The organism is Peribacillus saganii (genome assembly GCF_003429095.1).
In the GTDB taxonomy this organism is placed as follows: Bacteria; Bacillota; Bacilli; order Bacillales; family DSM-1321; genus Peribacillus; species Peribacillus saganii.
On sequence record NZ_QVTE01000001.1, the window covers coordinates 79,599 to 92,351 of the forward strand.

The 12,753-nt window shown below is 43.9% G+C and carries 12 protein-coding genes; 10 read left to right on the forward strand and 2 right to left on the reverse strand.

Going from position 1 to position 12,753, the window contains the following annotated elements; genetic code table 11:
• The first annotated feature begins 10 nt into the window (after positions 1-10).
• The 4 genes from ruvB to yajC all read left to right on the forward strand — a co-directional run bounded on the left by ruvB (position 11) and on the right by yajC (position 3,637).
• Positions 11-1,018, forward strand: a complete 1,008-nt coding sequence (gene ruvB / locus D0469_RS00385) for a Holliday junction branch migration DNA helicase RuvB (protein WP_117324680.1) — start codon at positions 11-13, stop codon at positions 1,016-1,018.
• Between the two features lie 58 nt (positions 1,019-1,076).
• The gene (gene queA, locus D0469_RS00390) at positions 1,077-2,105 is read left to right on the forward strand and encodes a tRNA preQ1(34) S-adenosylmethionine ribosyltransferase-isomerase QueA (protein ID WP_117324681.1); all 1,029 of its coding nucleotides are present in this window, start codon (positions 1,077-1,079) and stop codon (positions 2,103-2,105) included.
• Positions 2,106-2,192: 87 nt separating this feature from the next.
• Positions 2,193-3,332 (forward strand): tRNA guanosine(34) transglycosylase Tgt, encoded by a 1,140-nt coding sequence (gene tgt, locus D0469_RS00395; RefSeq protein ID WP_117324682.1) that lies wholly within the window; start codon positions 2,193-2,195, stop codon positions 3,330-3,332.
• Positions 3,333-3,358: 26 nt separating this feature from the next.
• Positions 3,359-3,637, forward strand: a complete 279-nt coding sequence (yajC, locus tag D0469_RS00400) for a preprotein translocase subunit YajC (protein ID WP_117324683.1) — start codon at positions 3,359-3,361, stop codon at positions 3,635-3,637.
• A gap of 82 nt (positions 3,638-3,719) precedes the next feature.
• Here yajC and D0469_RS00405 read toward each other — a convergent pair whose 3' ends face one another.
• Positions 3,720-4,154 (reverse strand): TIGR04086 family membrane protein, encoded by a 435-nt coding sequence (locus D0469_RS00405; RefSeq protein WP_233522900.1) that lies wholly within the window; start codon positions 4,152-4,154, stop codon positions 3,720-3,722.
• Between the two features lie 131 nt (positions 4,155-4,285).
• On the opposite strand from D0469_RS00405, the gene D0469_RS00410 reads away from it, so the two are divergent.
• Positions 4,286-4,924 carry a DUF421 domain-containing protein gene (locus D0469_RS00410; RefSeq protein ID WP_117324684.1) on the forward strand — a complete coding sequence of 213 codons (639 nt, stop codon included), beginning with the start codon at positions 4,286-4,288 and terminating at the stop codon, positions 4,922-4,924.
• A 12-nt stretch (positions 4,925-4,936) separates the two neighbouring features.
• Here D0469_RS00410 and spoVB read toward each other — a convergent pair whose 3' ends face one another.
• A complete protein-coding gene (spoVB, locus tag D0469_RS00415; protein ID WP_117324685.1) occupies positions 4,937-6,499 on the reverse strand; it encodes a stage V sporulation protein B in 1,563 nt (520 codons plus the stop codon).
• Positions 6,500-6,614: 115 nt separating this feature from the next.
• On the opposite strand from spoVB, the gene D0469_RS00420 reads away from it, so the two are divergent.
• From D0469_RS00420 to dtd, 5 genes are all read left to right on the forward strand, one after another.
• Positions 6,615-6,917 (forward strand): post-transcriptional regulator, encoded by a 303-nt coding sequence (locus D0469_RS00420; protein ID WP_117324686.1) that lies wholly within the window; start codon positions 6,615-6,617, stop codon positions 6,915-6,917.
• A 52-nt stretch (positions 6,918-6,969) separates the two neighbouring features.
• Positions 6,970-9,333, forward strand: a complete 2,364-nt coding sequence (recJ, locus tag D0469_RS00425) for a single-stranded-DNA-specific exonuclease RecJ (protein ID WP_117324687.1) — start codon at positions 6,970-6,972, stop codon at positions 9,331-9,333.
• Positions 9,324-9,836, forward strand: a complete 513-nt coding sequence (locus D0469_RS00430; protein WP_117324688.1) for an adenine phosphoribosyltransferase — start codon at positions 9,324-9,326, stop codon at positions 9,834-9,836. The genes recJ and D0469_RS00430 overlap by 10 nt, the downstream gene beginning before the upstream one ends.
• A gap of 219 nt (positions 9,837-10,055) precedes the next feature.
• Positions 10,056-12,251 carry a RelA/SpoT family protein gene (locus D0469_RS00435; protein ID WP_117324790.1) on the forward strand — a complete coding sequence of 732 codons (2,196 nt, stop codon included), beginning with the start codon at positions 10,056-10,058 and terminating at the stop codon, positions 12,249-12,251.
• Positions 12,252-12,263: 12 nt separating this feature from the next.
• Positions 12,264-12,713, forward strand: coding sequence for a D-aminoacyl-tRNA deacylase (gene dtd / locus D0469_RS00440; RefSeq protein WP_117324689.1), 450 nt, complete (start codon positions 12,264-12,266; stop codon positions 12,711-12,713).
• The last annotated feature ends 40 nt before the right edge of the window (positions 12,714-12,753 follow it).

Sequence of the window (12,753 nt, forward strand, 5' to 3'; positions counted from 1 at the left end):
GAGTGGCACAATGGAGGAGAGAATTGTCAACCAGGACGCAGACCTGAGTGAACTGTCCTTTGAACAGAGCCTCAGGCCGCAGAAACTGGAGCAATATATTGGCCAGGAAAAGGTCAAGGATAATCTGAAGGTGTTCATTACCGCGGCTAAGCTCAGGGAAGAAACCCTTGACCATGTGCTTTTATACGGGCCGCCCGGGCTGGGGAAAACTACCCTTGCCGCTATAATTGCAAATGAAATGGGTGTGAATATCCGGACAACATCAGGCCCGGCAATTGAACGTCCCGGTGATCTCGCCGCCATCCTTAGCGGATTAGAGCCGGGAGATGTGCTGTTTATTGATGAAATACACCGTCTGCCGCGCGCTGTTGAAGAGGTTCTTTATCCCGCGATGGAGGATTTCTGCCTGGATATCGTAATAGGAAAGGGTCCCTCGGCAAAGTCGCTTCGAATCGACCTGCCTCCGTTCACTTTGGTAGGTGCAACTACCCGTGCTGGATCCCTCACAGCTCCGCTTAGGGACAGGTTTGGGGTTCTTAGTAGGCTTGAATATTATAACGAGGAACAGCTGAAGCAGATTGTCATCCGTACCGCGGAAATCCTGGATACGGAGATGGTTGGCAGTGCGGCTGCCGAAATTGCGAGAAGGTCCAGGGGGACACCGAGGATAGCGAACCGGCTGCTGCGCAGGGTCAGGGATTTTGCCCAGGTGAAAGGGGACGGCCGGATCACGATGGAACTCGCAGACTATGCGCTTGAATTGATGCAGGTCGACCGTTTAGGATTGGACCATATTGACCATAAATTACTTAAGGGTATTATTGAGAAGTTTCGTGGAGGTCCGGTTGGGCTTGATACGATTGCAGCGACTATCGGTGAAGAATCTCATACGATTGAGGATGTTTATGAACCGTATTTGCTTCAAATTGGCTTTCTGCAGAGGACTCCTCGAGGGCGGATTGCTACAGAGCTAGTGTACAAGCATTTTCAGATGGAAATGCCCGCTAAGAAGAAATGAATAAAATCTGATAAAATAAATGGTAAAACGAATATAGCAGGACAGGAAGTGAACTATTTTGAAGGTTGATATGTTTGATTTCCATTTGCCTGAGGAGCTGATAGCGCAGACTCCTCTAGCAGAGCGGGAACAAAGCAGGCTGATGGTGCTTGATAAACAAGCAGGAACCATTCAGCACGAGATTTTTAAAAACATTACAGAATACATAAAGCCGGGTGATTGCCTGGTTTTAAATGATACCAAGGTCCTTCCGGCCAGGTTATTTGGAAGCAAGGAAGATACTGGCGCTAAGATTGAGGTTTTGCTTTTAAAGCAAGAAGAAGAGGATACATGGGAAACTCTTGTTAAACCAGCCAAGCGGATAAAGAAAGGCTCCAAGATCATCTTTGGAGACGGAAAGCTGGTTGCGACATGTTTGGAAGAACAGGAACATGGAGGCCGGATTCTTCATTTTGATTATGATGGCATTTTTTATGAGGTGCTGGATGAGCTTGGGCAAATGCCGCTCCCTCCTTATATTAAAGAGCAGCTTGAGGACCGCGACCGCTATCAGACTGTTTACGCCAGGGAAAGGGGTTCGGCAGCGGCTCCGACAGCGGGGCTCCATTTTACTGAGGAGCTTTTAGCCGAGATCCGCGAAAAAGGAGTCCATATCGCTTTTATTACACTTCATGTTGGCCTTGGAACCTTCCGGCCGGTAAGTGTGGATGAGATTGATGAGCACGAAATGCATGCTGAATTTTACCAGATGACTGAAGGTACGGCAAAATTGCTCAATGAGGTAAAAGAACAGGGAGGAAGGATTATCACTGTTGGAACCACCTCAACGAGGACGCTGGAAACCATTGCTGCAGCAAATGATGGGATTTTTAAAGAAGCGAATGGCTGGACGAATATTTTTATTTATCCTGGCTACGAGTTTAAGGGGATTGACGGCATGATAACCAATTTTCATTTACCGAAATCAACGTTAATTATGCTTATCAGCGCCCTTGCAGGAAGGGAACATGTTCTGGCAGCCTATGAAGAAGCTGTAAAAGAAAGATACCGTTTTTTCAGCTTTGGCGATGCAATGCTGATTATTTAATAAAGAACAGGTGAGTTTCATCACCAAAAAGATTTGAAAGCTATGATCCCGTTCATTTGAGGGGTTGTGGAAGAAGGGAGTTATAACGTGACTGCTATCCGTTATGAACTGATTAAAACTTGTAAACAAACAGGAGCCCGGCTAGGTAGGGTGCATACACCCCATGGGTCTTTTGAGACACCTGTGTTTATGCCAGTAGGAACGCTCGCCACTGTTAAAACCATGTCTCCAGAAGAATTGGTGTCAATTGGGGCAGGGATTATTCTGAGCAATACGTACCACCTATGGCTGAGACCGGGCCATGAAATCATTAAAGAAGCGGGCGGACTCCATAAATTTATGAATTGGAACGGATCTATTTTAACTGATTCAGGTGGTTTCCAGGTTTTCTCTTTGAGTGAATTCCGGAAAATTGAAGAGGAAGGTGTCCATTTCAGGAATCACCTGAATGGGGATAAATTGTTTTTATCTCCTGAAAAAGCAATGGAAATCCAGAATGCTCTCGGTTCAGACATTATGATGGCCTTTGATGAATGCCCGCCATTCCCTGCAACACATGAATATATGAAAAAATCAGTGGAGCGGACGTCAAGATGGGCGGAACGCTGTATAGAAGGCCATAAGCGCCCGAATGACCAAGGATTGTTTGGTATCGTTCAGGGAGGCGAATATGAGGATCTGCGCAGACAAAGTGCCAGGGATTTAGTTTCGCTCGATTTTCCTGGATACGCAGTCGGAGGTTTGTCTGTTGGGGAACCCAAGGATGTAATGAATCGTGTCCTCGAGTTCACGGCACCATTGCTTCCGGCAAATAAGCCTCGCTATTTAATGGGGGTAGGTTCACCTGATTCGCTGATTGATGGAGCCATGCGTGGAATTGATATGTTTGACTGTGTGCTGCCGACACGGATTGCGAGAAATGGAACATTGATGACAAGCAATGGGAGATTGGTAGTGAAAAATGCAAAATACGCAAGGGACTTCGGGCCACTTGATGAAAATTGCAGCTGCCATGTTTGCCAGAATTACAGCCGGGCGTATATCCGCCACTTAATCCGGGCTGAAGAAACTCTAGGAATTAGACTTACGACTTACCATAACCTTCATTTTTTGGTAAACTTAATGGAGCAGGTCAGACAGGCGATCCGAGAAGATCGGCTGGGAGACTTTAGAGAAGAGTTTTTTGAACAGTATGGTTTCAATAAACCGGATGCAAAGAACTTTTAATTTTAAAATTGAAAGGAGTGAATTGAATGGAAACCTTAACATCCATCGCACCATTAATTATTATGTTTGTCCTGTTTTACTTTTTGCTGATCCGTCCGAACCAAAAGCGCCAGCGAGCTGTTCAGACAATGCAAACCGGGTTAAAAAAAGGGGACAAGATTGTTACAATCGGCGGGCTCCATGGGTTTATCGATTCTGTTGATGATAACAAGATTGTTATCAAATGCGGAGATGGAAGCCGTCTTACATACGACAAAGCAGCGGTCCGTGAAGTATTGGAGAGCGCACCTGAGAAGACAATATAAGTAAAAAGACGGCTGTCAGCATTGCTGATGGCCGTCTTTTATTTAGAGCTGTCAAGATTTTAGAAAATAACGAATTAATAATTTAGTTCGTCCGTGATCCGGACTTCAGATTTACTCCGAGAATGCCGCCCATCATGGATGTTAAAATTAAGCAGATGGACGAAATCCATTGTTTCATTGTGAAAAGTGCGTCATGACCAAGATAATGGAAAAGTAAAATTATCAATGTGTATAGAAGCCCAGTTCCTCCTCCAAGAACCCAGCCCTGCCTTTTTCCTTTTCCCCCAGAGATAAATCCCCCGATAAATAGGGAGATAAATGAGGCAGCCATAATTACATACGTTAAAGACGATTCATCCATGGATGAGAATCGAAGGAAAAGTGAAAAGATCAGACTCGTTGCTGCTCCAAAAATAAAAATCGATAAGACTCCATATACTACGGCGGTCCCCAATTTTTTTGTTTCGATGGTTATTCTCTCCCCTCTGCTATGTGTCATTACTATTTGTACAAGCATATTCGCAACCATGAAGATTTAGAATACAAGACAATCTTTTTTCTCCTGAACAGCAGCAATTCCAAACAAATATTTTATTAGAGGAAAGGTTATGATAACCGTATACGTGCCTGAAAAATGGGGGGCTTAAAGTGGAAGAATATTTCATGATGGTACTTAGAACAATTTTTATGTATTTTATTATCTTGCTGATTTTCAGGCTCATGGGCAAACGAGAAATAGGCGAAGTAAGCATACTGGATCTTGTTGTGTTTGTCATGATTGCTGAAATGGCAGTTGTGGCCATTGAGGACCGCAGCAGAAATATTAGCGAAGCACTGCTGCCTATGTTTGTGCTGCTGGTTATACAGGTTGGAATGGCAATGCTCTCAATAAAAAGCCAGAAGTTTAGGGAAATGGTAGATGGTAAACCGTCGCTGATAATTAATCATGGAAAAATCGATGAAAAAGTGATGAAGCAGCAGCGCTATAATTTTGACGATTTGCTTGTGCAGCTGCGTGAAAAAGGGATCATTCATCTTTCTGATGTTGAGTTTGCGATACTGGAACCCAGTGGAAAGCTCTCCGTAATTAAAAAGGACGAAGGAGAAAAAAATATAGCATTGCCGCTGATTCTGGATGGAAAGCTGCAAACACAAAACCTCGCTGGCCTGGGAAGAGATATTACCTGGCTAAAGGCTGAGTTAAAAAAACGAGGCTTTGATGATTTCGATTCCATTTCATTTTGCAGCATGGAGAATGGCAGATTATTTATTGACGCCATAGACTAAAACATGCCCGTATCAACGAAGGGCAAGTATCGATAGAAAGCGGCCAATGTAAGGGATTCTTCGCAGCTCTTCACGGCGCACAATTCCAATTAATGTAAGTAAGAAGAAAAAGCATAGCCCCATAGCCAAAAGGGACAGCAAAACACTAACAAGTTCAGACTGGACTTCAGCCATTTTTGAGAAAAGCAGTTTCCCGATCCAAGCCGATGAGCCCGCACATAAAAGTGTGTAAAGATAATGGCGTATGTGCAGTGTAAAAGGAAGAATTTTCATAATTGAAAAAAAGTGCAAAAAGGTAACCAGCACAATCCCGATGGCTGTGCCCAATGCTGCTCCCATAATGCCAAAGCTCGGTTTAGAGCATAGCAAAAACATGAAGAAAAGCTTGATGACATTGCCAACAAGGCTGTTGATCATCGCTGCATTGGCCTTATTTAGTGCCTGGAGAACGGATTGCAATGGGAACTGATAATAATAAAACAAGAAAAAAGGTGCCAGCACTTTTATAAATACCGCTGCATGAGATGAACCGTATAAAACCTGCATGATAGGCTCTGCAAGAACATATAGGCTCACAACCGAAAAACAGCCTGTAATGAAGGTGATCTTCAAAGATTGCTGGAGCCTGAATTCCATTAACTTGTAATTTCCAGTAGAATTTGCTTCACTGATTGCCGGAATCAGGGACGTGGATAAAGAAAATGTTACAAACGATGGAATCAGCAACAATGGAATTGCATATCCGGTCAATTCACCATATTGCTTTGTTATCATAGTTGTGGAAACCCCTGCGATTAAAAGGCCTTGTGAAATAACGATAGGTTCAAAAAACCAAGCAACATTTCCGATCATTCTGTTACCGGTTGTCGGCAGAGCTACGCTCATTAGCTCCTTTAAGGTACTCCTTCCCTCCTTAACTCCACCAATGAATCCCTTTCTCAGCCTAAAGCGCTTCTTAAGCTTGAACGTTGTTAATAGATAAATAAGAGATGCCAGTTCGCCGATTACGGACGCAGCCATGGCAGCGGCTGCCGCATACTCAATTCCATAGGGAAGGAAAGCCCCTGTCATTACGGCAATAAGGGTAATCCGGACTCCCTGCTCAATAATTTGGGAAATGGCGGATGGCTTCATGTTCTGCCTTCCCTGGAAATAGCCTCTCAGTACAGAGGAAACAGCAATAATCGGTATTATCGGGGCAATTGCCATCAATGGCCAGACAGTCCTTGGATCAGTAAAAAGCGTTTGTGACAGTGTTGGAGCCAGACCAATCAATGCAGGAGTGAAAAGGAACGATAAAGTAATCGTACAGCTAAGAGATACCACCAGTATTTTTTTTACTTTCTTAACGTCGCCTTTGGCATCTGCTTCAGCTACAAATTTAGAAATGGCAACAGGAAGCCCCATCTGCGTAATCGCAACAACCAGGAACAGTGTCGGCAATACCATCATATATAACCCAACGCCCTCTTCCCCGATAAAACGGGCTATCACGATACGGTTAATAAAACCGAGAACGCGTGTTATCAGGCTTGCGGCCAAAAGGATAATCGTTCCCTTTATGAACTTTGACATAGGAATTCCCGCCTTCTCAAAAAAGCTGTAATGCTATACAATTATCTATATGCGCCAAAGTGGACAAAGCATGACAAGGTATCTTCAAAATAATACGGATTGCGGGGAATAACGCATGATCAAAAACCATCCTTATGACGAATACCTGGCTTTGGTCAAGCCTGCCCTAAAAAGTAAGCGTGAGGAATTTGCCATATTGGGCCTTAAGACAGTAACAGATGAAGAAATCTGGAATTTTTTGGTCAAAAAGAAGTGGAAACGGCCGCAAGAGGATATTCATTTGCACTCCATTGTCAGCAGCATCATGTCCATACAGGCCGGAGAATATATGAATTTTGCGACGGTAGAAGCCTTTAAGTCTCCCAGCGTATTTGCCGATCTTTCCGAAGAAGAGCTGAAAGATTTATTGTCTAATTAAATTGAAACCCTTCTTCACCTTTTGTATAATAATTAGGTTGAGGAGTGAATGCATGTTACATTCAAGAACGCGCTGGGTTGCGAAGGCAGCCGATCAAGATGCAGTCAATAGGCTGACACAGGAACTAAACATAACTCCGCTTGTGGCTACATTGTTAGTTCACCGCGGTATAGATACCCGTGATGAGGCACGGTCTTTTTTATTTGTAAAAGAGCAGGAATTTCACGATCCCTATTTGCTTCCTGGAATGCAAATAGCAGTTAACAGAATCAGCGAGGCTATTAAAAATCAAGAAAATATCATGATTTTTGGAGACTATGATGCAGACGGCGTCAGCAGTACGGCTGTAATGCTGCTTACCCTTAAAAAACTTGGTGCCAGGGTTAATTACTATATACCAAACCGGTTTACAGAAGGCTATGGACCTAATGAACAGGCGTTCAGGAAGGCGGCCGAGTCCGGAGTAAACCTGTTAATTACAGTTGATACCGGTATTTCTGCTGTCCATGAAGCCAAGATTGCAAAAGAACTGGGCATGGATTATATCATTACGGATCATCATGAGCCGGGTCCTGTTTTACCAGAAGCATTGGCCATTATACATCCAAAGCTAGAGGAGGGTAACTATCCGTGTAAAGAACTGGCAGGGGTAGGTGTTGCTTTTAAAGTTGCCCACGCATTACTCGGAAAAATGCCTTCAGATTTACTTGAAATAGCGGCAATAGGAACAATAGCGGACCTTGTTCCATTAAAAGGAGAAAACAGGATGATTGCTGCGCTCGGAATCGAGGGCCTTCAGCGTACAAACCGGCCGGGACTAACGGCTTTGATGAAGGTAGCCGGCATCCAGCAGGAAGTCTTAAATGAAGAATCGATCGGCTTTGGAATGGCGCCGCGGATCAATGCAGCAGGCCGGCTTGGCTCTGCAGATCCTGCAATTGAACTTCTGCTTGCAGAAACCAGGGAAGATGCTGAGCAAATTGCTTCAGAAATTGATGCGATGAATAAAGAGCGTCAGGCATTGGTCGCTGAAATGGCACGTGAGGCTATCAGGGAAGTAGAAGAAAAATATCCACCTGAAGATAACGGCGTCCTGATCGTTGGAAAGGAAGGCTGGAACTCAGGTGTTGTCGGCATTGTTGCCTCTAAGCTTGTGGAACGCTTCTACCGCCCGGCCATCGTCCTCAGCTTTGATATTGAAAAAGGGCTGGCAAAGGGGTCTGCAAGGAGCATTGAGGGGTTTGACCTATTTAAGAATCTATCAACCTGCAGGGATATTTTGCCTCATTTCGGCGGGCATACGATGGCTGCAGGGATGACCTTGAAAATTGAAGACGTATCCGAGCTCAGGTCACGCCTGAATACTTTGGCATGTAAGCTGCTCTCAGAGGAGGATTATATTCCCGTTACCAACGTTGATGGACAAGCGGCGCTTAGTGATATTTCGCTCAAGACAATTGAGGAAATGGGGATGCTTGCCCCATTTGGTATGGGGAATCCAAAACCGAGAATACTAATAGAATCAACAGGTATTTCTTCCATTCGAAAGATTGGTTCGGATCAAAGCCATATGAAACTCCTATTGGAAGGAGACGGGCATTCGCTGGATGGGATTGGTTTTGGACTTGGACGGTATGCCGACGAAATATCTCCGCTTTCAGAGGTTTCTGTTGTAGGAGAACTAGCGGTGAATGAATGGAATAATATGCGGAAACCGCAAATATTCTTATATGATTTAGCAGTCTCACACTGGCAGTTATTTGATTATAGAGGAATGAAGCAGGCAAGAAAAATGCTGACGGCCATACCCGAATCAAAAAGGAAAATGGTAGCTTTTAATCCTGCCACATTGAGTACTCTAGGTTTGGAAGAATTGGACGCTTGCCTTGTAGCGGATGAAACCGGAGCAGCAGAAACGGATCTTGCCGGCAGTTATGTCGTTCTGCTAGATATGCCGCCGTCTAGGACCATTCTTGAAAAGCTGCTCACCGGCAAGCACCCTGAACGTATTTATGCCTGCTTCCACCATCAGCAAGAGCACTTTTTCAGTACAATGCCGACCCGTGATCATTTCAAATGGTATTATGCGTTTCTTGCAAAAAAAGGTCCATTTATCCTTGAACGGTACTGTGAAGATATTGCCAAGTACCGCGGATGGTCTAAGGATACAATCGATTTTATGTCGCAGGTGTTTTTAGAGCTGGAGTTTGTTACAATTGAAAACGGACTGATTTCACTCGCTAAACAAACAAGCAAGCGTGATTTGAACGAATCCATTTCATATAAGAGAAAGAAAGAACAGTTTGAACTGGAACAGGAGCTTTTATATTCTTCATATAAGCAATTATTTCAGAGGTTTGATATTTTAATTAGAGAAGCAGCAGATGCTGAGGAGGAAACAATCCTATGGACTTAAAGCAATATGTAACAATCGTAGAGGACTGGCCAAAGCCTGGTATAAGATTCAAGGACATTACAACATTAATGGATAACGGTGCCGCATACAAGTATGCGACAGACCAGATCGTAAGCTATGCACGCGATAAAAACATTGATATTGTAGTTGGGCCTGAGGCTCGCGGCTTTATTATCGGCTGTCCGGTTGCCTATGCGCTTGAAGTTGGATTTGCACCGGTGCGCAAAGAAGGCAAGCTGCCGCGTGAAACCGTGAAGGTTGACTACGGTTTGGAATATGGCAAGGACGTCCTTACCATCCACAAGGATGCGATTAAACCTGGCCAAAGAGTACTGATTACGGATGATCTTCTTGCGACAGGCGGAACAATTGAAGCTACTATTAAGCTGGTAGAAGAGCTTGGCGGAATTGTAGCAGGGATTGCGTTTTTGATAGAGCTTACCTACCTTGATGGAAAAAGCAAGCTTGATGGCTACGATATACTTACGCTGATGAACTTTTAATGCACGAGAGCACTCTATGTAACAGTAGGGTGCTCTTTCAGTTAACACTGTGAAAAACTTTTGAATAATTTGCCGGCTCTTAAGTGGAAATGGGAGCATTATTTGGCAAACGGCATAATTAGGGCAATAATTCTTTACATTATCCGCGTTTTTCTCGATAATAGTAACAATAATGATTTTTTCATAACCATTCTGGATATGAACGATAAAGGTGATAGCATGGCGAATGATCAAATATTAACCGCAGAGCAGGTCGTCGGGCGGGCGAAGGAATATCTTCCGCAGTCCGATGCCGATCTTATTTATAAGGCATTTCAATTTGCCGAGCATGCCCATAGGGAACAGTTCCGGAAATCCGGAGAGCCCTATATTATCCATCCTATCCAGGTTGCCGGCATACTGGCTGATTTGGAAATGGATCCTTCTACCATTGCAGCAGGATTCCTTCACGATGTAGTGGAAGATACTGAAGTGACACTGAAGCAGATTGAAGAAGCTTTCAGTGAAGAAGTGGCGATGCTTGTCGACGGTGTGACAAAGCTCGGTAAAATTAAATATAAATCCCAGGAAGAACAGCAGGCGGAAAACCACCGGAAAATGTTTGTTGCTATGGCTCAGGATATTCGTGTTATCCTGATCAAACTGGCAGATAGGCTCCATAACATGAGGACCCTTAAACATCTTCCTCAAGAAAAGCAAAGAAGAATATCCAATGAAACACTGGAAATCTTTGCTCCCCTCGCTCATCGTCTGGGTATCAGCAAAATCAAATGGGAACTTGAAGATACCGCTTTACGTTACTTGAACCCGCAGCAATATTACCGAATCGTCAATTTAATGAAGAAGAAACGCGCCGAACGTGAACAATATCTCGATGAAGTTATCGGAGAGGTACGTGCACAAGTAAACGAAGTAAATATAAAAGCAGAAATATCAGGGCGCCCGAAGCATATTTACAGCATTTATCGGAAAATGGCACTGCAAAACAAGCAATTCAGCGAAATTTATGATTTGCTTGCGGTCCGGATTGTTGTAAACAATATTAAAGACTGCTATGCAGTTCTAGGGATCATCCATACATGCTGGAAGCCGATGCCAGGCCGTTTTAAGGACTATATTGCTATGCCGAAGCCAAATATGTACCAATCACTTCATACGACCGTAATCGGTCCAAAGGGAGATCCTCTTGAAGTGCAGATCAGGACTTTCGAAATGCACCGGATCGCGGAGTTTGGTATCGCAGCGCACTGGGCTTACAAAGAAGGCAAGGATGCAGCTCAGCCTTCTTCCCTCGAAGATAAGCTAACATGGTTCAGGGAAATCATTGAATTTCAGGACGATGCTACGAATGCAGAAGAATTCATGGAATCATTAAAGATTGATCTGTTCTCTGATATGGTCTTTATTTTTACTCCTAAAGGGGAGGTTATTGAGCTGCCCGCAGGCTCTGTGCCGATCGACTTCGCTTACCGGATCCATTCGGAAATCGGCAACAAGACCATCGGTGCAAAGGTGAACGGCAAGATGGTTCCGCTTGATTACAAGCTCAAAACAGGAGATATCATTGAAATTCTTACGTCCAAGCACTCATACGGTCCAAGTCAGGATTGGCTGAAGCTCACCCAAACATCACAGGCAAAAAATAAAATACGCCAATTCTTTAAAAAACAGCGGCGTGAAGAAAACGTAGAAAAAGGGAAAGAGCAGGTTGAAAAAGAGATTAAGAACCTTGAGTTTGATCTTAAAGAGGTGCTTACCCCTGAAAACCTAAAACGAGTTGCGGAGAAATTTAATTTTGCCAATGAAGAGGATATGTATGCTGCAGTTGGTTATAACGGTATCACTGGTCTTCAAATAGCCAACCGGCTAACCGAAAAGCTCCGAAAGAAAAAAGAGCAGGAACAGGAAACGAACATTAGCGAATCTGTTTCAGAATTGAAATCTTTCCCATCAAATAAGCGGAGGGAATCTGGCGTCCGGGTACATGGAATTGATAATCTGCTGATCCGTCTCTCCAGATGCTGCAATCCAGTTCCTGGGGATGAAATTGTCGGATTCATTACAAAGGGCCGTGGCGTTTCTGTTCACCGCTCTGATTGTCCAAACGTTGGCGGAGAGGAATCGGAAAGCCGCTTAATCACTGTTGAATGGGAAGGCGGCCTGAATGACCGCAAGGAATATAATGTTGAAATTGAAATAAACGGCTATGATCGCAGAGGCCTGCTGAATGAAGTATTACAAGCAGTTAATGAAACAAAAACCAATATTTCAGCTGTTTCAGGAAAATCAGACCGGAATAAGATGGCAACGATCAATATGTCAATATCGATCCATAATATCAGCCATCTTCATAAAGTAGTCGAAAGAATTAAACAAATAACCGATATCTATTCAGTAAGAAGAATTATGAATTAAGAGGGATTTTGAATGCGTGTAGTTGTACAGCGGTCAAAGAAGGCCCAAGTAACGGTTGAAGACACGGTCACTGGCTCCATTGAGCAAGGGCTTGTACTACTGGTTGGGTTCACCCACGGCGATACAAGGGAAGATGCTGTCTATCTCGCAGATAAAATCGTAAACCTGCGTATTTTTGAGGACAGCGAGGAAAAAATGAATCGTTCACTGCTGGATGTGGGAGGTTCGATCCTTTCGATATCACAGTTCACATTATACGGAGATTGCCGTAAAGGAAGGCGCCCGAACTTTATGGATGCCGCCAGGCCAGAGGAAGCAAATGTCCTGTATAATTCCTTCAACCAGGAACTTCGAAACAAAGGAGTTCAAGTAGAAACCGGTACCTTCGGGGCGATGATGCAAGTTGAACTAGTGAATGACGGACCTGTTACGCTGATTGTGGAGAGCAAAGAGAAAAAATAATATTTTATCTTAAAAAACGCATGCAGCTATTCCATGCGTT